The organism is Plantactinospora sp. DSM 117369 (assembly GCF_053764795.1).
In genome coordinates this window covers 2,041,062-2,063,392 of record NZ_CM132446.1, presented here as the reverse complement: position 1 = coordinate 2,063,392, position 22,331 = coordinate 2,041,062, and the positions used below count along the sequence as shown (strand labels likewise).

Sequence of the window (22,331 nt, the reverse complement as noted above, 5' to 3'; positions counted from 1 at the left end):
CGGGCTTGTCGACCACGATCAGACCGTCGGCGCCTGCGGGAGCATTCACGGGCAACCAGCCTGCCAGATACCGCCACCGCCGGCCGCTTCGCCCACGCCGGTGCGGGCCCGGCCAGGGCCCGGCGGTACTGCCGCTGACCGGCCGCGAGCCGAACGGGTTGCTCCAACCCCGACGCGCGCGGCCGGATAGGTTTGGCGCCATGCTGCACGTTTGGACCGGCCGGTGTCATGCTCGGGTGCGGTGTGCTGCTGTCGACGGTGCCGTTCACCGACCGCTCCCCGGGGGTCGGCGTAGCCGTACTGGTGATCTTCTGCGCGCTGGCCGTACGGCTGTCGCCGCTGGTCTTTCCCCGGCCGACCACCGCCACCGAGGCACAGGCACGCAGTACGGACGACGGCCGGCCGATCACTACTGGCGGTCGGGCTGTCGCTACTGCCTCCGACTTCGGTCCCGGCTCGGGCGCCAGGCCCGGCAGGCGTACTGGGTCGACATCTGCGCGTCCCGTCCGGGGCTGCCGCCGTACGAGCCGTGACCGGTGGTGACGAGACGGTGCCGACGCCTTCCGGGGCGAGTCGTTCGTCAATCCGCTCGTCGGCGGAGAGGGACGCATGGGAGAGGAAGGTGGTCAGGCCCTTCGCCCGCAGCAGCTGGCCCAGTTCCTCCACGGTCTGCCTCGACTCGCAGAACACCAGGCGCTTCTCTCCCGCGTGCAGCGCGGCGATCACAGTTGCGACGTTGTCGAGCGAGTCGACGTAATCCAGTTCGATGTCACCCGGCGGCGGCCCCGGCATCACCGCCCCGGCAGCCGCTGGTCGCGGCAGCGGTTCCGGTGCGACGACCCGTCCCGGCCGGTTGCCGACGCCGGAGCCCTGGAGCCAGGCCAGCAGCTGGTCCGGGTTGCCCACGGTGGCGGAGAGCCCGACCCGTTGCAGCGGCCGGCCGACCAGGTGGGTAAGCCGTTCCAGTACGGCGAGCAGGTGCCAGCCCCGGTCGTCGCCGGCGAAGGCGTGCGCCTCGTCCACCACCACTGCCCGTAGGCCGGCGAAGAAGAGCCGGTGGTCGACGTTGACGCTGACCAGCATCGACTCCAGGGACTCGGGTGTGGTGAGCAGGATGTCGGTGCGCTCCCAGAGCACCGCTCGACGGCGGCTCGCGGTCACATCGCCGTGCCAGACCGCAGCCCGGCGCCCGAGCCAGCCGGCGTACCGCTCCAGTCGGGGTAGCAGGTTGTTGAGCAGTGCCTTGAGTGGACAGAGGTAGAGGACCAAGGTGCCGGTCCACTGTTCGGCCGTCATCCGGGACAGCAACGGGAAGGCCGCCGCCTCGGTCTTGCCGCCGGCGGTCGGGGCGAGAAGGATGGCGTCCTCGCCGGCGAGCAGCGGCGGCACGGCGTCGCGCTGCAACGGCCGCAGGTCCGGCCGGCTGCACCGGCCCCTCGCGCAGCGCGGCGAAGAACGCCTCGTCCCCCATCCGCCGCCGGATCCCGTCAGCGTCCGCGAGCAGCGCGTCCGACCGGTGTACGGCGGGGACCGGCTCCTCCGGGTGCAGGGCGGTGACCCGCCGCAGGTACGCCTCCAGGATCGCCTGCTCGACCGACGCGGCGTCGAGCATGTGGCAGGTGAGGGTGAGGATCTGCTTCCCGGGCAGCCACGGGTCGGCGGCGCTCACCGGCTCGGCGAGCTTGCGGATCTCTCGCGCCTGCGGGTTGTGCGTCAGGATCTCCCGGAGCACCGCCATGAAGTGCGACTTCCGGAGCCGAACGAGCCGTGCAGGAACATCGCCTGGGACCGGCGGGTGGAGATGGCGTGCCCGATCCGCCGCAGTGCCTGGTCGAAGCTCTCGCGGAGCTGGTCGGTGACGACGTACTGGTCGAGGTCGGCTCCTTCGGCGGCCTTGACCACGAAGTCGCTCTCGCCCACCGAGGTCGGGATGTCGATCAGGTCCCGCAGCAGGGTCATCCGCTCTCCTCCACCGCTGTGCCGCCGTGCCGCTCCGCCGCCCGCCACGCGCGTAAGGACGGGCTGCCGCGCGCAGCACCACGCCGGAACGGCACTCTTCGTTATGCTGAGCGTCACGGGCAGGTCGACCGCAGGGGGTGAGGCGATGAGTGCCGAGCCGGTGTACGAACGGTTCCGCCCGCCGCCCGGTGGCTTCACCGCCGATGATCTCGACCGGATTCCCGGCCTTCCCCCGCACACCGAGCTCATCGACGGGAGCCTCGTCTTCGTGAGCCCGCAGAAGCTCTTCCACATGAAGGTGCTCCGGCTGCTGGAGCAGGCGCTGGCCCTCGCCGCGCCGACGGACCGGTTCCGGGTCCGGCGGGAGATGTCGGTGGTGCTCGGCCCGCAGCAGCGCCCCGAGCCGGACCTGATCGTGGTGCACGCCGACGCCGACGTCGACAACGACCAGACCTGGTATCCGGCGGACGCGGTGGTGCTCGCGGTGGAGGTGGTCTCGCCCGACTCCGTCCTGCGCGACCGGGAACGCAAGCCGCAGATCTACGCCCAGGCCGGCATCCCGCACTTCTGGCGGGTCGAGGACAGCTCCGGGCAACCCACCGTCTACGTCCACACCCTGGGGACGACGTCCCGCACCTACCGGCCGACCGGCATCTTCCACGGCCGGCTGAAGCTCTCCGAGCCCTTCGAGCTGGGCATCGACCTCACCGGGATCGACCGGCTCTGACGTCCTGGCCGTTCCGGCGGGGTCGGACCTGCCCGCAGGGTCACCCGCCCGGGGCCAGGCCGAGGGCGTCGATCGCGGCGGGCAGGGTGGCCGCGGTGACGAGCAGGCGTACGCCGTCGGGTTCGCGGAGCACGATCTCGCAGGTGGCGGCCGTGTAGTGGACGGCCACGGGCTGGCCAGCGTGGTGTCGGGCGAGTCGGCGCAGCAGCAGCACCGGGTCGGCCAGCTCGATCGGGTTCGGGCACTGGGGCACCGGGATCGGGTCGACCAGATCGTCGGGGACCGCACCGCCGATGACGAGTTCGAGATAGTCGAGGCAGCAGGCGATCGCCGCCTCCGGAGTGGGCCGGGTCGGCGGGTCGGCCGGGGTGACCGGCCCGCTGGCGGGGCCGATGTTCACGTCCCAGCGTTCGCCCTGAACCAGCCGGAGGTCTCCGGTGTTGCGGACATGGTCGACGACGGTGACCGTGAGCGTCAGGTGCAGTCCGAGGGCGAGCCGGACCAGGTCGGCCAGGGACGGTACGTCGGGGCGACGGGCCAGCACGAAGAGCCGGGCGCCGGGCCGGCCCCGGGCGGCTGCGGTCAGGTGTTCGATCAGCGGGTCGTCCCCGGGCCGGTGCAGGGTGACGGTGCCGTGCCGCAGGTCGTCGTCGAGATCGCCGCCGCCGTCGAGTTCGGTCAGGTCGTCGGGGCGTACCCCGAAGGTGGCCGCCCACTCCGCCAGCCGGAACCGCCCGGGGAGCTGGTGCAGCGGCTTGCCGCCGGGCTGGGTGGCGACGTGCGGGGCGGTCACCCGGCGCCCGGTCCGCCAGCTCCGCTCCCCGCCCGGCACGGTGTCCGGGGCGATGTGCCAGACGAGTTCGCCGGTCTGCCAGCCGGTCGGGTCGGCCTGCCAGGTGAGGTGGACGACCCGACCGGTCAGGTCGGTGATCGTGATGGTCACGGCCTGGTGCAGCCGGCGGCTGCCCCGGCAGGTGTGACAGCGCAGCGCCGACGGGCTGCGGCCGGTGCCGGCGCAGGCCGGGCAGTCGGGTTCGGCGACCCCGGTGCCGAGTCGGCAGTGGCAGCGCCGCAGGTTGCTGTCCGGGTCGCAGTCGGGGCATTCGGCGTACGGGAGTGGCTCGCCCTGCCACGACGGGGCCGGCGGCTGCCAGCCGCGCCGCAGCACTGTACGCCGCTGGTGGATCTGCCCGGTCGACGATTCGGTGAGGATCCGGCGTTCGAGCTGGTCGAGGTCGATGCCGGCGGGGCCGGCCGGGGGCAGGTCGGGGCAGGTCAACCGGTACGCCGGGACGATCGTCACCGCGAAACTCGCGCACCGACCGCCCGAGGTGGCGTGCCCGGCGGCCCCGGTAGGGCCGCCGGGCGCACGAGTCAGTAAGTGTTGTTCGCCGTGGTCAGCCGCACCTCACCCGCCGGCAGGGCCGGGCACACCGCGGCACCCTTGTACGTCGCACCAGCCGGGGTGATCAGCCATGCCGGCAGGTTGGCGGTGCTGCCGATGAGATAGGTGCCGAGGTCGTTGTTGGCGAACCGGACGTGGTACGACGCGCACTCGTCCGAAGCCTCGTTGAGCTCCTCACGGTAGTGGGTCATCGACGGCGAGGACCGGAGGAACCCGTTGGCGCCGAACACGTTCTGCTCGAACGTGTTGAAGTTGCTACCGTCGCGCACCTTGATCGGCTCGCTGCTCACGCCGGTCACCTGGTTGCCCACGAACCGGTTGCGGTTGCTCTTGTGGGTCACGTAGATGGCGTGGATGTAGCTGTTCTCGGAGTTCCGCAGGTCCACGAAGTGGTTGTTCTCGATGCGGTTGTCGGATGACTCGGTGAGCACGATCCCGCCGTAGCCGCACCGCAGGAAGTCGGGGTTGTCGCACGAGCCGCCGGTGTAGGCGTTGCCGATCTTCGTGAAGAGCATCCCGAAGACGGTGTTTCCGTCAAGCCCCCGCGCCGAGGGCAGGCCCGGCGCCGACGAGCGCTGGTAGCCCCCGCCGCACGACCCCGCCGAGCCGTCCAGCGAAATGGCCGAGGCGGCGTAGTACTCCACCTGCAGGTAGTAGAACCGCAACCCGGACGTCCCGCCCTCCGCGAGTGGCTGGCCGGGGTTGCCGGGACAGGCATAGAACCACGGTCCGCCGATGTACCGGCCCGACCCGCTGGCCCGTCCGTTCTGGAACACCGGCCGCGCCGCGATGCCCCCGATGCCCTCGCCGTACTCGTAGTCGTCCGGCATGAACGAGATCGTGTGGCCCGGACGGTAGGTCTGCCAGACGATGCCCTGGGCCACGTACGTGCCGGCGTGGATGCGCACCTCGACGTCCATGTCGAGCGGGCCGGCGGCGACGAGCTGCTGCACCCGCGCCAGGCTGCGGACCGCGGTGGCGGGCGTCGCGCCGTCCCGGGCGTCGTCGCCGGCCGCGTTCAGATAGATGGTCTGGACGCCCTCGGCAGAGCTGGCCTGGACGTTCTCGGCAGCCGCGGGCGACGTGCACACCACCACCGTCGACAGCCCGAGCACCATCACCGCAAACAGATGTTTGAGACTTCTCACGGACACTCCTCCCCGTACGCGGACCCGTCGACCGCCTGGAGGCACCGACGGAGATCGTTTCCGCACGGCCATGATGTCACGTGCACCTTCGCGAAGGTCACCCGTACGACGCGCGCCCACCGCTGCAGTAGCGTTCGGCGCCTTGTGGAGCGAGGCGATCGTGGCCGGGCGCCCGGCATGGCGGCACACCCCGTCCGGGGTGGTGTTCCGGAAGGTTCCGGGCGGCACGTTCCGGATGGGCTTGTCCGACGCGGAGCTGGACGCGGTATGCGCCGGCGAGGTCGAGGACACCATCGAGCCGTTCCTCGCCACCGCCGGCGACGCCCAGCCGGTACGCGAGGTGCGGGTCGAGCCGTTCCTGATCGCCCGGCACCCGCTGACGGTGGCCCAGGTCCGGCATGGCTCCTCGACTACGAGGACGCGTACGCCGAGCCCGACACCGCCACCGCCCGGCTCGAAGACGACCTGGACGACCTGCTCGGCCTGCTGCCGTTCGCGCTGCCCAGCGAGGCCCAGTGGGAGTACGCGGCCCGAGCCGGCACCACCACGCTGACCTTCCGTGGCGACGGGAAACCCGACGAGGAGCAACTGCTCGACGACTTCGCTGACGAGAAGCGGACGGCCTCGTCGGAGAACGCGTTCGGGCTCGCCGCGATGGGGTCAGCGGGCGAACTCTGCGCCGACGTGTGGATCCCCGGGTATGCGGGCGCCCCGACCGACGCCCGACCCCGGACCGGCGACGGCCCTCGAACCGCACGCGGTGGCGCCGCCGACCTCTCTCCCTGGCAGGGCTGCGACGAGTGGCTGCTGCTACTCTCCGCCACCCGGTACGAGCACGCCCAATTCACCGCGGTACGCCCGGTCGCGCCGCTGCCACCCGCCTGAGCCGGGGTCGGGCCGCAGCGATCGCGGCTTTGTCAAGCTCTTGTGGAGCGTTGTGGGGAAGATGATGAGATTTGTGGACGAACTGTGGCGGTGGCGGGGCTGCGGTTCGGCAACGGAGGCAACACAATGCGTACATGACCAGTCACGACAAGTCGGCGCCTGATCACCTGCTGATCAAAATAGAGCAGCGGGACGACCCCGTCTCGATGATCTCGGAGGACGACGCCCGACGTCGCTCGCTCGCCTACCCCAAGACCATGTGGGGTGCCCCGATCTTCGGCCTCGCCGAAGAACTGGATGCCGGCCGGTGGCGGATCATCCGGCTCGACGCCGAAGAGCCGCAGTACGCCCGGGACAGCCTCGCCCACCACCTCCACAGGCGGCACAGCGAGACACCGGACACCCCCGAGAACGCGACCGAGCGGGCCGAGTGCGAGGCCGCGTACGAACTGCTCGACTGGGAGCCCGTCAACGACCTCACCGTCAACGGCCGCCGATACCGGATCATCCGCGCCCAGCCGTTCATCCGGATGGGGCCGGACGGGCCCGAGCCACCCCGACCCACCGACCCCGACCCGTACCCGCCCGGCCAGGCGGAGAAAGCTCCGTCCCAGATGGAGGGGTTCGTCATCGACCCGACCGCCGGCACCGGACTCACCGACGGAATCGTCCGGATGGAGATGACCTCCGCCTTCCACCGCGCGGAAACCGTCCCCGAGGAGGTCCGCGCCGACTCCTACCGGGCACTGGACACCCACCCCAACGTGGTGCTGCTCCCGGTCGGTTTCACCATCGGCGGGTACGTCGACGGCAGTTGGCGACCCAAGTCGTTCGACGCCTACCCGACCCCACAGGCTGCCCGGGACGCCGGCTCCTTCTCCATCGTGCGCCCCCGGATGGACGAGACCACCACGATCGAGGAGTTCATGGCGGCGTGCGAGCGCGCTCGCGCGGCACACCAGCCGCCGCGTACCGACGACTTCGAGATGAACGGCGTGCGGTGCCGGGTCACCCGGGTCGAAACCTTCGTCCGGGTCGGCCCCGACGGACCGGAAGGGCCGCGCCCCTCAGACCACGACTCCCAACCACCACCGGCCCGACACGTCGCCGACCTCCGCGCCCAGGGCCTGATGCCCGACCCTGACTGACCGACACCGGTGGGCATACGGCCCGGTACACCGCTTGACCCAGCGGAGAGCCCCGGTGCAACGCCTCGGCAGCTGCCGGGTCCAGTGGGTGCCGCTGCCCTCGATCACGCCCTGCCAGTGCTTCAGCTCCACCACGTACAGAACACTGCGAGTGAGCACCAGCGCGTCGATCTCGTTGATCGACCCGTCCGTGCCCACGAACTCGACATTGGCCCAGACGTGGTACGGGTGGGCGTCTGGCAGGTAAGAGGCGAGCTCCCGCAGGCCGTCCTTCTCGTGCGGAAAGTTGCTCGGGTTGACCTCTTCCCAGCGGGGAGAATCGTCACGCATGTGTCACCACGCACCGCTCTCGCCGTCCCACCGTCACTCCCCCGATTCAGGGTCCTACTCGTCCTGGCAGGCTACCTGCACCTGTCACTGAAGACGGTTCTCGGTCAGTGGGCATGTTTCGGTAGGAGCCGCCGACGGCCGTACTCACCGGGTCGCGCCGAGTACCGCCCAGCGGCCGGAGCGCATCCGGAGCAGCAGGCCGACCAGCCGGGCCACGATGAAGAGGGTGAGCCCGGCCCAGATGCCGCCCAGGCCGAGGTCGAGGGCGAAGGTGAGCCAGATCGCCGGCAGGAAGACCCCGAACCCGCTGACCACGGTCAGGTTGCGCAGGAACCGGATGTCACCGGCGCCGATCAGCACCCCGTCGAGCGCGAAGACGACTCCGGCCAGCGGCTGCATCCCGACGAACCACGGCCAGGCGACCATGGCCTGCTCGCGTACCTGCGGATCGTCGCTGAACCAGCTCGGCACGATCCCGGCACCGGCGCCGATGATGATCGCGAAGGCGACGCCGCAGATGCCACCGTAGATCGCGATCCGCCGGCCCAGCAGCCGGGCGCTGGCCCCGTCGCCGGCCCCGAGCGCCGCCCCGACCAGCGCCTGGGCGGCGATGGCCAGCGCGTCGAGCAGCAGCGCGGTGAAGAACCAGAGTTGCAGGGCGATCTGGTGTGCACCGACGGCGGCCACCCCGAACCGGGCCGCCACGGTGGTCGCGGAGAGGAAGCTGGCCTGGAAGGCGGCGCCCCGGATCAGCAGGTCCCGGCTGAGCACCAGTTGCCGGCCGATCACCCGGGGCCGGGGCGCCAGCGGCACCCGCTCGGCGACCAGCGCAGCCGCGAAGAGCAGCCCGGAGAGGGTCTGCGCGACCGCGTTCGCAATCGCCGAGCCGGCCAGGCCGAGCCCGGCCGGATAGACCAGCAGCGGGCAGAGCAGCGCGGAGAGCAGGTTCGGCCCGAGCACGAACCAGAGCGGCCGGCGGGTGTCCTGCACGCCGCGCATCCAGCCGTTGCCGGCCGCCGCGAGCAGCAGGCCGGGGGCGCCGATCGCCGCGATCCGCAGCCATAGTGCCGCGCCGTCGGCCACCTCGGGGGCGCCACCACCCGCGACGGTACGCGCCAGCGGGCCGGCCGCGAACTGCATGGCGACCGCCAGCAGCAGGCCGGCGGCGAGGGCGAGCCAGGACGACTGGACGCCCTCGGCGACGGCGGCGGCCCGGTCGCCGTACCCGAATCGGCGGGCCGCCCGCCCGGTGGTGCCGTACGCGGTGACGGTGCCGATCCAGACGACCAGGGTCATCACCGGGCCGCCGACGGCGAGTGCGGCCAGCGGCACGGCCCCGAGGTGCCCGAGTACGGCGGTGTCGACCAGCACGTAGAGCGGTTCGGCAGCCAGCACCACCACGGCCGGCAGGGCGAGCCCGAGGATCCGCCGCGCGGACGCGTCGACCGCGCCCGGCGGTGGGGCGGCCTGCGAGATGGGAGCGGTGGGCTGGCTCATCGCGAACGATCCTGGCATGACAGTTGTAAGGAACGCAAGGCTGCTCGACGCTTACCGCTCCTGACTGGGCGACCTTCCGGGCCGTGCTGTCGAGCTGCCCCGTCCGTGCGCCCATCCCCTGGGACCGACCGCGCCGCACTGGCCCGATCAGCGACCAGTGCCTATGCTCCGGAACCGTGTCGAACCACGGCGGGGGGCCGGGAGCGGGCCGATCGGGACTGGCTGCCCGACTGTTGGCGGTGCCACTGCGCTGGTTGGGGCTCGGCACCGGGGTGGCCGGGCTCGCCGCCTCGGGCCTGTTCGGCGGCCTGGAGACGGTGGCGAAGCCCGAGGTGCCGACGGTCGCGGTCGGCAAGGCGGTCGACGGCGGGCCGTGGAGCGTCACGGTGACCGGCAGCCGGCTGGTCGGCAAGCTGCCGACGCTGTACCTCCGTGATGGCAAGCGCTGGTTCACGGTACTGGCGACGATCGAGAACACCGCCGACGAGAGCCGTACCGACTTCGACGACGCGATCAGGCTGAGCGGTGTCGCCGGGATCGCCGAGGAGCGGCCGAGCCAGGTCCGGCTGGTACGCGACGGAAGCAAGCCGACCTATCTCAATCCCGGCCTGCCCGAACGGCTCGCGTTCCTCTGGGAGCAGGACGACAGCACCCCCGTGCCGACGAGCGTGAAGGTGCAGGTCTGGGGTACGACGCGCCGCCTCGACACCATCGGCGACACCTGGGAATGGCTCGACCCCGAGCGCCGGGCCGAGGTCGAGGTGCCGGTGCAGGACCGGAGGGCCGGATGACCGTACCGGTCCAGCACCCGGATCCCGACTCCGTCGGCAGTCACCGGGCGCCGCCCGGCCGCGTGCAGCGGATGGGTCTCCGGGCCGGTGCCGGCACCCTGATCCTCGCGGCGCTGGCCGTGGGCGGGGCCATCGCCAACTGGCGACCGATCAACGGCGGCGGTGCCGAGGCCCGTGAGCGGCCGTTCGTCCAGGCGGGCAGGTTCGGCGAGACGGTGTCGACCCGGGTCTTCGACGCGACCGTGCTGGACGTCCGGGGCGCCGCGAAGGTGTCCAACGGCGGCCAGTCGTACGACACGGCGGGAGTCTGGATCGTCCTGCGGGTCCGCCTGGCGACCCGGGACAAGGCGACGAGCATCGGGTACGCGGCCCTGCGCGACCAGCGGGACCGGGAGTTCCGGGCCACGACCCGGTTCACCCAGTCGCTGGTCGGTGCCGCCCGGGTCCTCCAGCCGGGGATACCCGTCGAGGGTGATCTCGCCTTCGAGGTACCCCGGGACGCGGCGACCCGGCTTTCCGCGTACTTCGCCCAGCAGCAGATCGACATCCGGATGGACGACCTGGCCGAGGTACCGCTGCCCGCAGTGGACCGGTCGCGGGTCGACGAGTGGGCGGGCGCTCCGGCACCGGTACCGCTGGCGAGCGCGCGGGCGGTGGCGCCGTGACCCAGCCACCGCCAGTCCCGTCCGGCCAGGGCCTGGACGCACTCGGCCCGCCACCGCCCGCACCGCCCCGGCGGGATCCGCTCGGCCCACCGCCACCGTGGACCGGCCCGCCGACCGTGATCCTGCGGTACGCCGAGGTCGACACGGCGATGCTGCCCGTGGTCGAGCCCGGCCCGCCACCACCCGCCGCCCCCAGCACAGAACCGGCCCGCCCACCCACCGCACCATCGCCCGTCCCCACCGCCTCACCGGCCCCCACCGCACCCTCGCCCGTCCCCACCGCACCGTCACCCGTCTCCACTACGTCGTCGCCCGTCTCCCGCCCGCTCTCGGAGCCGGTGACCACCGCACCGGCTGCCCCCGGTGGCTCGGGCACCGGACCGGTCGGCTGGTGGCGACGTAACCGATGGGGTCTGCTGGCCCTGCTGCCGGCCCTCCTCCTGGCCCTCGGTCCGGGCGTCAAGGACGGCTACGAGCGGTACTCCCGGGCGGAGTACCTCGAACCGGTCGGTGTCGGAGCCGACGGGTGGGTGGAGTTCTCCGGTGCCCGGATCCGCCTGGTCGAACTGGTCGAGGCGTCCTCCGTACCGGCGCGCGGCAGCCGGCCGGTCACGCTGCCGGAGGGCGTACGCGTCTGGCGGGCGACGGTGGCGTTCGAGCTCTCCGCCCCGGAGGCGCTGATCGGCTGCCTGCCCTATCTCGAGGACGGGGACGGTCGGCTGTTCAGCGTGAACCCACCGGAGTTGAGCGGTGCGCGGCTGCCGGTCACCCAATGCGTCGCGGACGACCCCGCGCAGCGGTCGTTGCAGGCGGAGGCGTACTTCCTGCTGCCCCGCCCGGCCGCCCCGGTCGCACTGCGGATCGTCAAGCCGACCCAGCGGCCGCGCTACGCCCGGCTGCCGGTCGGCTGATCCCCGGCGGGCTGGTCTCCTGCCGACGTCTCGGCGGTCGACCTCTCGGTGCCGGATGCCGAGGGCGGCGGCTGGATCCGCAGCACCCGATCGACGGCGGCGCCGAGCAGGCAGGCCAGCACCACGGTGCCGACCGCATCGTTGAGCAGCGCCAGCTGCCCGGAGAGCGGCATCCAGATCGACTCGAGGTCCTGCCCGCCGATGATCATCCGCTCCGCCTCCCACAGCCACTCCCGGGCGGTCTGGGCCAGCAGGAAGGCCAGGCAGAAGAAGAGCATCGGGGCCAGTCCGGCCCGCGCCATCAGCCGCAGGCTGTGCACCATCGGCGCGAACCGCTCGCGGAGGTCGGCGCCGAGGTTCGCCCCGACCACGTGTACCGGTCGGGGCAGCGCCCGCCAACGCCGGGCGGCCCGTTCCACCAGGTCGGCCTCGGACGGCGGAGGTGGGGTGAGCCGGTGGCCGTAGACGACCGCGCCGACCGCCAGCCAGGCCAGCGGTACGATGATGGCCACCTGCACCGATCCGGCCGCACCGACCAGGAACGCCCCGGCGGCCCGGACCGGCCCGGACAGCGGCCCGAGTTGGTCGACCAGCGTGTGCCAGGCGTCCAGCAACCAGACCACGATCCGGCGCTCCTGGAGCCATTGCAGCAGCGGGTCCTGTGCCTGCGCGACCGTGGTGGCGACGACAGAGATCCAGACGACCTCGACGTAGGCGCCGGGGATGCCGAGCCAGCCCATCCGGGACCGCTCCTGCCACTTGCCGAGCAGCCAGCGCAGCACCACCGCGACGGCCACCACCGCCAGGATCGTGCCGGTGAGGTCGAGCGGCATGCGGCGCTCCGCGTTCTCGGCGACCTGGCCAGGATCGGTGAAGATGGCGGCGTCGGCGAGGTAGGTGTCGACGAAGACCTTGTAGAGGTAGTCGGTGAGATCCTCCTGGAGGTACCCCCAGGAGGCGTATACGGCGAGGAACGGCACGAGCGCACTGCCCAGGTGGTCGAGGAGTGTCTTGCGGCGCGGCGGGCGACCGCCGGTGTCACCCGCCGGCCAGATCCCCACCTCCCCTGCCTCTGCCACTCCCGCCGCCTCGGTCGTTCCGATGTCCGGCGGCTCGGTCGAGTCGATGTCTGCCGTCTCGGTCGTCGCGGCCGAGAGCCACGGCAGGGACGGGCGCAGGGCACGCAGCATCAACACCAGCGCGGTCAGCGTCGCGATCGGTCCCAGGACGACGACCAGCATTCCCAGCACACCGTTGATCTTGCTGACCTGCACCGCGCCGAGTACGACGAACTCCCGGGCCGCCGCTCCGGCGAAGTAGAGCGCGAACAGCACCGGCCAGTGCCGGACCAGCAATCGCAGCGAGGTGCCGACTACGGCGACGGCCTCCAAAAGCGCCGCGCCGAGGGTACGACGTCGGCGCGGCGCCTGGGTCCACAATGGTGGAGCCGTCGCCGTACCGTCCGAGCCGCCGCCGATCACGGGCCACAGGGTACCGCCGGTGGCGGCGGCGCGAGGGGGCTCAACGCGGGTGCAGGCCGAGGTCGGTGAGCGCGGCGCGCAGGGTCGGCGCGGTGGTCAGGTGCCGGACGCCGTCCCGCTCGCGCAGGTGAAGCTGGCAGGTGACGCCGTCGTAGTGCACGGCGACCGGCTGTCCCGGGTGGTGCCGAGCGAGTTGCCGGACCAGCGGCGTCGGATCGTCCACTGTGCTCGGCTGAGGCGCCTGCGGCACCCGGATCGGCTCGGTGGGATCGTCGGGCACGCTGCGTACGACCGCCAGTTCGAGGTATTCGAGGCAGAACGCGATCGCGGCCTCCGGGGTGTTCCGGGTGGGTGGCGCGGCGGGGTCGACCGGCACGCCGGGCAGACCGACGGTGACATCCCAACTGTCGCCCTGGACGAGGCGGGGGTCTCCGGCGTTGCGGCTGTGGTCGGTGGCCGTGACGGTGACCGCCAGCCCCAGGCCGAGGACGAGCCGGACGAGTTCGGCCAGGGTCGGCACCTCGGGCCGGGCGGCGCCGACGAGCAGCCGGGCACCGGGCTGCCCCCGGCCGGCCCGATGCAGATAGCAGGTGAGCGGGTCCGCCCCGACGTGGGGCAGGGTGACGACGCCGTCCCGCAGGTCCTGGTCGAGGGTGGCAGCGCCGTCGAGTTCGGTCAGGTCCTCCGGGCGTACCCCGAAGGTGCCGGCCCAGGTGCCCAGCCGGTAGGCGTCGGGAAGCTGGTGCACCGGCCGGCCGCCGGGTTGGCTGGCGACCAGCGGCGCCGGCACCGGTTGCCCGGGCCGCCAGGTCAGGTGTACGACCCGGCCGTCCAGGTCGGTGACGGTGACGTTCACCCCGTGATGGATCCGTCGGGTGCCCTGGCAGGTCCGGCAGGGCATCGGCGACGGGCTGCGGCCGGAACCGGCGCAGGCCCGGCAGTCGGGATCGGCGGCCCGACCGGCCAGCGTGCAGGAGCAGGCGCGGAGTCGACTGTGCGGGTCGCAGTCGCGGCACTCGGCGTACCCGATGGGCGGGCCCTGCCAGGACGGTGCCGGCGGCTGCCACCCACGCCGCAACGCAACCGCCTGGCGGCACGCGATCTGTCCGGTGCTCCGCTCGACGAACGTCTCGACGGTGCCGGCGATCCGCAGGCTGGTGTGCCACCAGCGGCCGTCCCGCCAGATCGCCTGCGCGCCGGCCGTCGGCGTGCCGCTGCCCAGGTCGGTGCAGTCGGCGACGATCCGGCGTTCGAGCTGGTCAAGGTCGACGTGCGGGACTTCCGGCGGCTGCCGGTCGCGCCCGGTCAGGTAGTGCGCGGGGGCGGCTCGACCGCGCTCCCGCAGGCCGTAGAGCGCGTCGGCGACGGTGGTGGCCGCGACCGCGCCGGGCAGGTCGGCGGCCCAGCCACGCGACTCGGCCGGCACCTCGCCGCCCGGGACCTCGTAGCGGACGCTCCAGGCGGGGTCGTCGGCATGGCCGCGACGACACGCCTCGACCACCAGGTCGAGATAGAGCAGGTCGGCCAGCCGGCACCAGCGGCCCAGGTCGGCGGCGAGGTTCCGGGGCGGGGCGGCGGCGGTGCGGCCGAGTAGGACGTGCCACGGCTGGCCGCTCTGGGTCGCGATCGCCTCCGCCTCCAGGGCGCGGCGGGTCGGCTCCGGCAGGCTCGGCCGCCACTGCCGGGGCAGGAACACCACCGGAGCGTCCGGCGTCCCGTCCGGCGCCTGCACGTCCCGCCACGAGCCGGCACCGACCGTCGCCGCCAGCTCCCTGACCAGCGGCGCCAGCGGCAGGTGCCACCCTCCGCCGCCGGGCCACGGCACCGGTTCCACCACTCCGGGTACGACGTTCGCCGACGCCACCGCCCCGGTGTCCACGTTCGCCACGCTGAGCACGAGCTGGGCGCGACGCCGCCCGGTCTGCCCGCACCCGTGGCAGGGCCGGGCCACGGTGCCGACGCCCTGACAGAGCGCACAGTTCCGGTACGGCTCCCCCGCCGAGGTCCGGTCGTCCTCGATCAGCAGCCGGTTTCCGCCCCGGATGCAGGAGCACTGGTCGAGGGTGAAGGTCACGCCGTCGCAGCTCCGGCAGAGCACGACCGGCACCCCGCTCACCGGCCCGACTCCACCACCGCGCAGGGCACCTCGTGATCGGCCCGCAGCACGCATCGGCGACCACCGGCGAGGAGCCGGTCGCAGAACAGTCGGGACTGCACCCCCTGGTCGTCCTCTGCCGACACCGTCGCCTCGGCCGCGTCCACCTCCGGCAGCCGGCCGACGGCGCGGGCGAGCATCCGGGCATACTGCCGGGCCTCGGTCTGGTCGGGTGCGGCGAACGGCACGTGTACGACGTACCGGTTCGGGCTCGGCTCGGCCATCAGCGGCTCGCCATCTCGGGCGGCAGCGGCCGGCACAACGAAAGACGCACGACCTCACCAACCTCTCCTCGATTCAGCAGGACATGGACGAACTGGCCCAGCTCCCGCAGCGACAAGCGGCGGTACGACATCGGGCCAAAGTCGGGCCGGACGGGAGCCTGTCGCCTGGGCATGGTCGTCAATTGGTCGCGCTGGCACGGCTGACCTGGCCGAAGCCAGCCGTGCCAGCGGTGGGGATGCCCAACCGGAGGGCCGGTTGCCTACCAGGCTTTCCGTCGCCAGGCGTCCTTGGAAGCAACTTACAATGCAAAGCATTGGAGGACAAGAACTAACCATGCAAAGCAGACAAAGTCTTGAGGCTCGATTGGCGATCATGAGAGGATGCAGGGGCCTACCAGGAAGTTGCCATGCCCCGCATCTCAGATCGCCAACGAATCGCCCAGGACATCCGCGACAAGATCGCGTCAGGGCACTACAAGCCCGGCGACAAGCTGCCGTCGCTCCGCGAAATGATCGCCCTCTACGGCGTATCCGCCGAGCCCATCCGCTCGGCCCTGCTGATTCTCCAGGCCGAGGGCCTGGTGGAAGGGCACCAGGGCAAGGGCGTGTACGTCACCGGTCCAGATCAGAGCGCCAGTTAGGGCCACTCCGGGCAACAGGTGGACTTCGGTGCCGCGTCAGGTAGACAACCCAGACCGAAGGTCGGATCAGCGGCCGGGTGTAAAGCGCCGTGCCCCGACCAGCGGGCCGGGCGCAAATCCGCGGGGCTGCACACGCCGCCCGTCTCGGATAGTGTTCGTTCGACCACGCGGGCGTGATGGCCAGGCATGACTTCACCTACGCCGACCCGCTCTACGCCATCTCGCTCCAGCCGGCAATCGGGGAGGATCGCATGGCCAGCATCGAGGAAGTCAAAGCCGCACTTGCTCAGGCTGCTGACCAGGGCAATACCACCCTCAATCAGATCCGATCCGCCATCGAGAACACCGAACAGGTCCTTGCTCGGCTCCGGTCCGTTGCCGCCGGCACCGGCCACCCGAAGATCGCCGAGGCCATCAACCGCGCCGAGCAGACCCGGCAGCGTCTCACGGAGGCCGCGACCATGATCCAGGGCAGCGCCGCCGCAGCCCGCGAATACGCCAGCGTCCTCGGCTGATCCCATCGGCTCGGCAAGCGACTCGGGACAAGCCTCGTGGACATCACTCGGGTCAAGGCGACCATCAGACAAGGCGAACAGGCAGCCAAAGACGGCAGTGCCCTGATGCAGGGGGTCCAGAGCCGGGCCGAAGAAGCACGCTCCCTAGCCGCCGCGACCGCCCACGACAGCGCGCACAGAGAGGTCGAGGCGGGCATGGCGAGGCTCAAAGAGGCGTTGCGAGAATCGTCGCGGGTAGCCGAGCTATTCCGATCTGGCGCAGAAGCCGCACACGACTACGCGTCGAGGCTTGATGGCTAACACGTCCGTCGGTGATGTCGTGGCAGGGTTCCGCACGGTCATAGGCATCCTCGACGAGGCTGCCGTGACTGCCAAGCGCGCGGAGGAGGAAGCTAGGCAGGCTCAGGCCGAGTACACCGAAGCGTCCCGAGGCACGGACGACCGGTCGATGCGAAAGGCGGTCGTGGACACCCGCACCGCTGCGGAGAAGGCCGGTAAGACCGCGCGACTCCTGTCCGAAGCCGCCGAGCACTTCACCGCCTACGTCAACATCATCGCCCCCGGCACCGTGCCACCCCGCTCCTCCGCACCGGAGGCCATGCCGGATGGCGAGCGTACGACAACTGAGGCGATGGATCGGCGAACCCGCGCGACCAGTTTCCTGGACCGAACGGCGAGACGGGCCGACGACGTCAAGGATGCAGTCACCGAGGCGACGAAAGCGGTGGAAGAAGGCACGAAGGTCGCCTTGCGACACATCAAGGGAGACCGGCCACCTTCCGGCGGCCCCGCGTCCACGACAACACCGACCACTCATCCCGCCCCTGCACAGCATCCGCCGGCGCATGAGACGGCATCGGCGGTCGTGGTTGCCGCCCTCGGTGCCGCCCTGGTCGGCAGAGCCGCCATCGACTACCTCAAGAAACGGCACCGTACAAGGAAGCAAGAGGATGATGATAAGAAGTGACGTCGTAGAGTTCGCGCGGACTCTCATCAAGGGCGACTTCGAGGCCAACGACGAATACGAACGCAAGCTGGACGCCGAAGGATGGGATGGTTGGCCGGCGTTTCTCAGCGCCCTCTTCTTCCTCGCGATCGAACGACGTTTTCAGGGGACGTACGACGAAGCCGAGGTGATCAGGTTTGTCGCAGACCTCCGCGCCGAGACTGTCGACGGGACAGCGCCGATCGACCCCGCCGACGCAGAGTCGCTGATCAGGGCCGTGTTCGACGAGTCGGTACAGCTCGACATGGAGCCAGAAGCCATGGGCCGGGTGCAGACTCTCGTGGCGTACACGATCCTCGCTAAGGAGGACCTGACCGACGAAGCTCTGGACGACGTTCTTGCCGAGGCCAAGCAGTTGGCAGAGCACCACGCCACCGGGTAGTCCGTTCACGTGGGCTCAACAAGAGGACTGAACGACCTCATCTGGACGATGGCCCGACGTGACTGGGACAGCGCCGACCGGCTACTGGAGCAACTGGACCAGGTTGGATGGTCCGGGCAGTCGCAGGTGATCAGCGCCGCCGCCGCGCTTGCTGTGGATCGGCGCTTCCGTGGCAAGGACCTCCAGGACATTGCCGCGTTCGTCAGGGATACCCGGGCGTGCTCCGCACAGGTCGCAATTCTCGGCACACTGCTTCAGGAGGCGGATCTCACCGAGCCACAACTTGAGCAGTTCACCCAACAGGTCGAGAAGACGGCCGCAGAGTACATGTGAGACTGGCGGCGGCGCCCGCGTCCCCTTGCTACGCCGGGCCGCTACACGCGCCCGGCAGCCACTCCTCCGGCCCGATCGAGGCGCGGAGCCGTTCGAGATCGGCCAACAGGGAGCCGAGCCGGTCCGGGTCATGCAGAAACTCCAGTACGGCGTGCTGGAACGCGTTCGCCATGGCGCTCGGCATCACGTCCGAGGCGTCCAGACACAGCGGGCGTTGGCTCGCCGTCAGCGTCTCCGCGACCCTCTCGCTCACCTCGGGCCGTCGGTCCGGCCGGTTGGCGAACGCCGGCTCGGCCGGGGCGCTCGGCCGCACCTCCCGGTTGACCGAGAAGAAGCTGCCGGCGCTGCTGTCCTGCCAGATCCGCTGGGCCTGGTCCGTGGCCAGGAACTCGACCAGACGCCGGGCCACCGGCTTGTCGCTGAACAGGCCGGCGAAGTCGGCCGACACCACCGAGCCGTCCCGGCCTTCCGCGCCGGGGTCCGCCCCGCCAAAGGTCGGGAAGGGAAAGTAGTCCGCACCTCGGACATCCGCCGCCTGGATGACCCCGCCCGGCTCGTCGTCGGGGTAGCCGGCCCGCATGCCGATCACGAACGATGCCTGGTGTTCGAGGAGACAGCCGGGCTGGCTGGTGAACATCGGCTTGCCGGCATCGGTGAACTCGGTCAGCAGGGCGGCGGCGCTGCCGCCCCGGACCATCCCCGGGCCGGTGACCAGCTCGCCCCACGCCGCCCAGGCCGCCCGTACCTCCGGTGAGTTCCAGCCGAGCCGACCGGCCGACCAGGCGTCGTAGGCGGCCATCCCGGAGCGGTGCAGCAGGATGTCCTCTATCCAGTCCGTCCCCGGCCACCCGGAGCCCGGGGTGGCGCTCATACCCAGACACCACGGCGTCCTCCCCGCCGCCGCCAGTGACCGGCTGGTATCGACCAGCGCCTCCCAGCTTCCCGGCGGTCCCGCCGGGCCGAACGGCGCCCGTTCCGGCAGGTACCAGACGAGGCTTTTCAGGTCAGCCTTGATCGGTACCACGTCCAGCCCGCCGCCCGCGTTCAGTTGGGCCAGCCTGCGCCACTGCGGACTCATCGAGGATGCGGGATCGCCGTCGAGCGGTCGGAGCACTCCCCGTCGGAGGTACGCCGCCATCTCGCTCAGGGTCGGCAGCACCGCGACGTCCGGCGCGGTGCCCTTCTGCACCTCGGCGAGGAGGATCTGGCGTACGGCCCGGGTGCCCCGGTAGTCGACCTCGACGCCGTACTGCTCGGTGAACGCGTCCAGTACGGCCCGGAAGCTCTCCTCCTCGGCGCCCGTCCAGGAGGCGAGCACGGTCACCGTCTCCCCGTCACGCTGTCCCAGGCAGCCGCCCAGGCCCAACCCGACGACCAGTACCGGCAACAGGGCCAGCTCGGCAAGCTTGCGTCGCATGGAGAGTCTCATCTCGACCGGTACCGGTATTCCTCGATGCGCGGCCGCAGCCCCAACCAGACGAGGAGCGCGATCGGCGACGCCAGAAGCAGTACGACAAACGCGCCGGAGGTCGCCCCGGTGGCCAACGCCGCCTGGTCGTCGACCTCCTCCGCGCGGCGCAGCACGTCGCGGTCCGCCACCGGCATCGCGGACGCCGACGGAGAAGGCGGCGCAGCCGGGGACCCGGCGTCGGGCCGGCTGCGGAACACGCCGCTGCGCACCTCGCACCCACCCGCCGGGGAGCAGAAGCCCGCGAGGAGTCCGTCGAGCGCGGTGATGCCCTCCTGATCGGCTCCGGCGGCCTGCTCCGCCGACAGCCGGCGGACCTCCGACAGCTCCGCGTGGGCGTCGGCGAGCTGCTCGTTCGAGACCAGCACGAACGACGTACCGGCGGTGAGCACGGCGAGCAGCACCGTGGCGGCGGCGAGCCCCCAGTTGACGCCCCGGCGGAACCGTCGGCGCAGGAAGAGTTGCGCGCCGACGAGGAGCAACAGCAGGAACAGCACCGGCAGTACCCAGACCAGCGTCGTGCCGGGGCTCAGCCACCCGGACGAGAGCCGCGTCTCCAGCGTCGCCGTCTCCGCCGCCAGCAGTGTGTCGAGCTGGGCGAGGATTCCGCCGTCGGAGTACAGCAGCCGGGAGGCGTACCAGGCGTAGACGGTGGCCAGGCCATCCGGCCCGCTCTGCCGGTAGTGCGCGTGCGCCTGCCCCATCAGGCTGATGTACGTGACCAGCAGCCCTTCCACGACCTGGATCTGCCGGCTGCTGGTGTCGCCGGAGCCGATGTCCTCGGCGGCCTGCGCCAGGCTCTGGCTGGCGGCGGCGATCTGGTTCTGGTATTCCTCGCCCGGCCCGACGAGTCCGGCCTGCCGGGTCTGGAAGCTGGTGATCGCCGCGGTGTCGGCCCGGACCAGGGCGGTACGCACCGCCGCCAGCTCCATCACCGCGGGCAGGCTCCGGGTGCGTACCGTCTCGGCGGTGCGGTGGGTGCCCCAGACCACGGCGAGCGAGCTGGCCAGCACCAGCACGGTCGTGCCGAGCAGGCAGCCGAGCAGGCGCAGCAGCGTACGCCGGGTCGTGCTCGGCCGCACCGCACTGCTCGCCGCCAGCTCCGTCGTCATCAGGCCCCCTCAGCCCCGGCCGCCGGCTCGCGGAACGGGCGGCGGCAGGCGTCGCACACCACCGCCTCCGGCGGCGAGATCCGCCCGCAGGGACAGACCTGGTCGGCGGTACCGGTCCCCGGCGCCGGCTCGGGTGCCGACGGGGACTGCGGCGAGGGCCGGGGCTGGCGGGCGGCCCACGGCGGCTCCGCGCCCCCGACCATCACCGAGCTGACCGCGACCCGCAGCAGTGCGCTCCTGGTCCAGTCCGCCTTCAGCCGTACCGGCCGGTCGGAGTCGCCGGTGACCTCCACCAGACCAGCCAGCCGGTGCAGCACCTCGGTGTTGCCGAGCCGCTCCGCCAGCCCGACGGCGAGCCCGAGCTGCGCCTCGGCGGTCTGCCGGTCCCCGGCCTCCAGGGCGTCGCAGCCGGCGGCCACGGCGTCGCCCAGTTCCTCCTGCCCCAGGTGCCGGGCGACCAGCGGCTCGATCCGGGTCGGCGCCACCGGGTCGTCCGTCCAGCGCAGCACGATCGGTCGCGGGTCGGCGCACCGCTCGCCCGCCATCAGCAGGTCCACCCGGGCCGCCCGGACCTCCTCCTCCAGCGGCGGGCGGTCACCGTCCGACCCGTAGCCGATCGCCAGGTCCACCAGGAAGTCGCGGCTCTCGTCACCGGTCCAGGAGCCGGTGTAGAACTCGGTGGTCCGGTCGTCCAGCACGGTCGCGTGCTCGGTGAGGTCGGCCAGCGTCGGCGTCTCCTGGCGTACCGACCGGACCCGTACGCCGGGGGCGGTGGTGAGCCGGATCCGCAGGTCGGCCACCTGCTTGCCCATCGCCCTGTCCATGATGGACTTGAAGTCGGCGACCAGCTCGTCGACCTGCCCGATCGCCTCGGCCGTGCCCCGCAGCACCGAGGCGATCCGCAGCAGTTGACGGTGGTCCCAGTCCTCACCGATGCCCCGGGCGTCGCAGACGAAATTGCCCGCGCAGCCGGTCAGCACCTCTTCGAGCTGTTCCGGAGTCTCGTGCTCGTTCCGGCCGTCGGTCAGCAGGATCACGTGCCGCACCAGATCCGGGTACGGACCCAGCAGTTGGTCCGCCAGCCGCAGCCAGCGCCCCATCGCGGTACCACCGCCGGCGTAGAGGTGTCCGGTGGCCCGCTTCGCCGCCGCCCGGGTGCTCTCGCTGGCGACCGCCGTCGTCGCCCGTTCGGGGTAGACCATCCGGGCGGTGTCGGTGCCGGCGACGATGGCAAAGCTGCTGCCGTCCCGGATGGTGTCGATCGCCGCCCGGGTGGCCTGCTTCGCCGCCGTCATCTTGGCCTGCGGATAGCCCATCGAGCTGGAACAGTCGACCAGCACCACCACCCCGGCCGAGGTCGGCGCCGGCGCCACCGCCTCGGCCGGGGACCGCGCCGTCACCCTGAGCACGACCGCCATCCCGGTGTCCGAGGTCGACCGGTACGGGTTCTGCACGACCTCCAGCCCGAAGGCGTGTGGCGGGCCGCCCCCGCCGGGTCCTGGCGTCACGCCGGCACCTCCCATCGGATGGTCACCACGGTCGGGTTCA

At 71.7% G+C, this 22,331-nt stretch carries 23 protein-coding genes; 11 read left to right on the top strand and 12 right to left on the bottom strand.

Annotated elements, in window-relative coordinates; genetic code table 11:
• Positions 1–45: 45 nt before the first annotated feature.
• Together ACSMXO_RS09230 and ACSMXO_RS09225 are read right to left on the bottom strand one after the other, a co-directional pair.
• Entirely contained in the window at positions 46–1,404 is a 1,359-nt protein-coding gene (locus ACSMXO_RS09230; RefSeq protein WP_455417384.1) for a DEAD/DEAH box helicase, read from the bottom strand.
• Positions 1,405–1,713: 309 nt separating this feature from the next.
• Positions 1,714–1,959, bottom strand: a complete 246-nt coding sequence (locus tag ACSMXO_RS09225) for a hypothetical protein (protein WP_455417383.1) — start codon at positions 1,957–1,959, stop codon at positions 1,714–1,716.
• A gap of 145 nt (positions 1,960–2,104) precedes the next feature.
• Here ACSMXO_RS09225 and ACSMXO_RS09220 point away from each other — a divergent pair, with 145 nt between their 5' ends.
• Positions 2,105–2,686 carry a Uma2 family endonuclease gene (locus ACSMXO_RS09220; RefSeq protein ID WP_455417382.1) on the top strand — a complete coding sequence of 194 codons (582 nt, stop codon included), beginning with the start codon at positions 2,105–2,107 and terminating at the stop codon, positions 2,684–2,686.
• A 40-nt stretch (positions 2,687–2,726) separates the two neighbouring features.
• On the opposite strand, the gene ACSMXO_RS09215 is transcribed toward ACSMXO_RS09220, so the two are convergent.
• Positions 2,727–3,989 carry a hypothetical protein gene (locus ACSMXO_RS09215; RefSeq protein ID WP_455417381.1) on the bottom strand — a complete coding sequence of 421 codons (1,263 nt, stop codon included), beginning with the start codon at positions 3,987–3,989 and terminating at the stop codon, positions 2,727–2,729.
• A 71-nt stretch (positions 3,990–4,060) separates the two neighbouring features.
• Entirely contained in the window at positions 4,061–5,239 is a 1,179-nt protein-coding gene (locus ACSMXO_RS09210; RefSeq protein ID WP_455417380.1) for a right-handed parallel beta-helix repeat-containing protein, read from the bottom strand.
• A 267-nt stretch (positions 5,240–5,506) separates the two neighbouring features.
• Here ACSMXO_RS09210 and ACSMXO_RS09205 point away from each other — a divergent pair, with 267 nt between their 5' ends.
• Positions 5,507–6,124 (top strand): formylglycine-generating enzyme family protein, encoded by a 618-nt coding sequence (locus ACSMXO_RS09205; RefSeq protein ID WP_455417379.1) that lies wholly within the window; start codon positions 5,507–5,509, stop codon positions 6,122–6,124.
• A 134-nt stretch (positions 6,125–6,258) separates the two neighbouring features.
• Positions 6,259–7,272 (top strand): DUF5954 family protein, encoded by a 1,014-nt coding sequence (locus tag ACSMXO_RS09200; protein WP_455417378.1) that lies wholly within the window; start codon positions 6,259–6,261, stop codon positions 7,270–7,272.
• Here ACSMXO_RS09200 and ACSMXO_RS09195 read toward each other — a convergent pair.
• Both ACSMXO_RS09195 and ACSMXO_RS09190 read right to left on the bottom strand, forming a co-directional pair.
• Positions 7,192–7,602, bottom strand: coding sequence for a nuclease-related domain-containing protein (locus ACSMXO_RS09195; RefSeq protein WP_455417377.1), 411 nt, complete (start codon positions 7,600–7,602; stop codon positions 7,192–7,194). The genes ACSMXO_RS09200 and ACSMXO_RS09195 overlap by 81 nt on opposite strands.
• A gap of 144 nt (positions 7,603–7,746) precedes the next feature.
• Positions 7,747–9,099: an MATE family efflux transporter gene (locus ACSMXO_RS09190; protein ID WP_455417376.1), complete on the bottom strand. Its 1,353-nt coding sequence runs from the start codon at positions 9,097–9,099 to the stop codon at positions 7,747–7,749.
• Positions 9,100–9,338: 239 nt separating this feature from the next.
• Between ACSMXO_RS09190 and ACSMXO_RS09185 the strand changes: the two genes are divergently transcribed.
• Genes ACSMXO_RS09185 through ACSMXO_RS09175 form a run of 3 tightly spaced genes read left to right on the top strand, consistent with a single transcriptional unit; the run spans position 9,339 to position 11,466 of the window.
• Complete coding sequence (locus tag ACSMXO_RS09185) at positions 9,339–9,890, top strand: hypothetical protein (protein ID WP_455417375.1); 552 nt, start codon at positions 9,339–9,341, stop codon at positions 9,888–9,890.
• Complete coding sequence (locus tag ACSMXO_RS09180) at positions 9,887–10,555, top strand: hypothetical protein (RefSeq protein ID WP_455417374.1); 669 nt, start codon at positions 9,887–9,889, stop codon at positions 10,553–10,555. Before ACSMXO_RS09185 ends, ACSMXO_RS09180 begins: the two co-directional genes overlap by 4 nt.
• A complete protein-coding gene (locus ACSMXO_RS09175; RefSeq protein WP_346255977.1) occupies positions 10,552–11,466 on the top strand; it encodes a hypothetical protein in 915 nt (304 codons plus the stop codon). Before ACSMXO_RS09180 ends, ACSMXO_RS09175 begins: the two co-directional genes overlap by 4 nt.
• Here ACSMXO_RS09175 and ACSMXO_RS09170 read toward each other — a convergent pair.
• The 3 genes from ACSMXO_RS09170 to ACSMXO_RS09160 are packed head-to-tail and all read right to left on the bottom strand — an operon-like array spanning position 11,442 to position 15,326.
• Positions 11,442–12,947 (bottom strand): hypothetical protein, encoded by a 1,506-nt coding sequence (locus ACSMXO_RS09170; protein ID WP_455417373.1) that lies wholly within the window; start codon positions 12,945–12,947, stop codon positions 11,442–11,444. The two genes, ACSMXO_RS09175 and ACSMXO_RS09170, sit on opposite strands and share 25 nt — an antisense overlap.
• A gap of 40 nt (positions 12,948–12,987) precedes the next feature.
• The gene (locus ACSMXO_RS09165) at positions 12,988–15,063 is read right to left on the bottom strand and encodes a hypothetical protein (RefSeq protein ID WP_455417372.1); all 2,076 of its coding nucleotides are present in this window, start codon (positions 15,061–15,063) and stop codon (positions 12,988–12,990) included.
• A complete protein-coding gene (locus ACSMXO_RS09160; protein ID WP_455417371.1) occupies positions 15,060–15,326 on the bottom strand; it encodes a hypothetical protein in 267 nt (88 codons plus the stop codon). The genes ACSMXO_RS09165 and ACSMXO_RS09160 overlap by 4 nt, the downstream gene beginning before the upstream one ends.
• A gap of 407 nt (positions 15,327–15,733) precedes the next feature.
• Between ACSMXO_RS09160 and ACSMXO_RS09155 the strand changes: the two genes are divergently transcribed.
• From ACSMXO_RS09155 to ACSMXO_RS09135, 5 genes are all read left to right on the top strand, one after another.
• Positions 15,734–15,967 (top strand): winged helix-turn-helix domain-containing protein, encoded by a 234-nt coding sequence (locus ACSMXO_RS09155; RefSeq protein WP_455417370.1) that lies wholly within the window; start codon positions 15,734–15,736, stop codon positions 15,965–15,967.
• 251 nt (positions 15,968–16,218) lie between these two features.
• Entirely contained in the window at positions 16,219–16,482 is a 264-nt protein-coding gene (locus tag ACSMXO_RS09150) for a hypothetical protein (RefSeq protein ID WP_455417369.1), read from the top strand.
• A gap of 292 nt (positions 16,483–16,774) precedes the next feature.
• Complete coding sequence (locus tag ACSMXO_RS09145) at positions 16,775–17,449, top strand: hypothetical protein (RefSeq protein WP_455417368.1); 675 nt, start codon at positions 16,775–16,777, stop codon at positions 17,447–17,449.
• Positions 17,433–17,870, top strand: a complete 438-nt coding sequence (locus tag ACSMXO_RS09140; RefSeq protein WP_455417367.1) for a hypothetical protein — start codon at positions 17,433–17,435, stop codon at positions 17,868–17,870. Before ACSMXO_RS09145 ends, ACSMXO_RS09140 begins: the two co-directional genes overlap by 17 nt.
• 48 nt (positions 17,871–17,918) lie before the next feature.
• Entirely contained in the window at positions 17,919–18,203 is a 285-nt protein-coding gene (locus ACSMXO_RS09135; protein WP_455417366.1) for a hypothetical protein, read from the top strand.
• Positions 18,204–18,231: 28 nt separating this feature from the next.
• On the opposite strand, the gene ACSMXO_RS09130 is transcribed toward ACSMXO_RS09135, so the two are convergent.
• The 3 genes from ACSMXO_RS09130 to ACSMXO_RS09120 are packed head-to-tail and all read right to left on the bottom strand — an operon-like array spanning position 18,232 to position 22,291.
• The gene (locus ACSMXO_RS09130) at positions 18,232–19,620 is read right to left on the bottom strand and encodes an ABC transporter substrate-binding protein (protein ID WP_455417365.1); all 1,389 of its coding nucleotides are present in this window, start codon (positions 19,618–19,620) and stop codon (positions 18,232–18,234) included.
• 8 nt (positions 19,621–19,628) lie between these two features.
• Entirely contained in the window at positions 19,629–20,783 is a 1,155-nt protein-coding gene (locus tag ACSMXO_RS09125) for a hypothetical protein (RefSeq protein ID WP_455417364.1), read from the bottom strand.
• Complete coding sequence (locus ACSMXO_RS09120) at positions 20,783–22,291, bottom strand: vWA domain-containing protein (RefSeq protein WP_455417363.1); 1,509 nt, start codon at positions 22,289–22,291, stop codon at positions 20,783–20,785. The genes ACSMXO_RS09125 and ACSMXO_RS09120 overlap by 1 nt, the downstream gene beginning before the upstream one ends.
• Positions 22,292–22,331: the final 40 nt, after the last annotated feature.

Coding starts and splice junctions, on each gene's coding strand:
- ACSMXO_RS09180 (WP_455417374.1), top strand. CDS start 9,887: ATGACCGTACCGGTCCAGCACCCGGATCCCGACTCCGTCGGCAGTCAC.
- ACSMXO_RS09125 (WP_455417364.1), bottom strand. CDS start 20,783: ATGACGACGGAGCTGGCGGCGAGCAGTGCGGTGCGGCCGAGCACGACC.
- ACSMXO_RS09150 (WP_455417369.1), top strand. CDS start 16,219: ATGGCCAGCATCGAGGAAGTCAAAGCCGCACTTGCTCAGGCTGCTGAC.
- ACSMXO_RS09195 (WP_455417377.1), bottom strand. CDS start 7,602: ATGCGTGACGATTCTCCCCGCTGGGAAGAGGTCAACCCGAGCAACTTT.
- ACSMXO_RS09145 (WP_455417368.1), top strand. CDS start 16,775: ATGGCTAACACGTCCGTCGGTGATGTCGTGGCAGGGTTCCGCACGGTC.
- ACSMXO_RS09205 (WP_455417379.1), top strand. CDS start 5,507: ATGCGCCGGCGAGGTCGAGGACACCATCGAGCCGTTCCTCGCCACCGC.
- ACSMXO_RS09225 (WP_455417383.1), bottom strand. CDS start 1,959: ATGACCCTGCTGCGGGACCTGATCGACATCCCGACCTCGGTGGGCGAG.
- ACSMXO_RS09190 (WP_455417376.1), bottom strand. CDS start 9,099: ATGAGCCAGCCCACCGCTCCCATCTCGCAGGCCGCCCCACCGCCGGGC.
- ACSMXO_RS09220 (WP_455417382.1), top strand. CDS start 2,105: ATGAGTGCCGAGCCGGTGTACGAACGGTTCCGCCCGCCGCCCGGTGGC.
- ACSMXO_RS09200 (WP_455417378.1), top strand. CDS start 6,259: ATGACCAGTCACGACAAGTCGGCGCCTGATCACCTGCTGATCAAAATA.
- ACSMXO_RS09140 (WP_455417367.1), top strand. CDS start 17,433: ATGATGATAAGAAGTGACGTCGTAGAGTTCGCGCGGACTCTCATCAAG.
- ACSMXO_RS09135 (WP_455417366.1), top strand. CDS start 17,919: ATGGCCCGACGTGACTGGGACAGCGCCGACCGGCTACTGGAGCAACTG.
- ACSMXO_RS09130 (WP_455417365.1), bottom strand. CDS start 19,620: ATGCGACGCAAGCTTGCCGAGCTGGCCCTGTTGCCGGTACTGGTCGTC.
- ACSMXO_RS09155 (WP_455417370.1), top strand. CDS start 15,734: ATGCCCCGCATCTCAGATCGCCAACGAATCGCCCAGGACATCCGCGAC.
- ACSMXO_RS09160 (WP_455417371.1), bottom strand. CDS start 15,326: ATGGCCGAGCCGAGCCCGAACCGGTACGTCGTACACGTGCCGTTCGCC.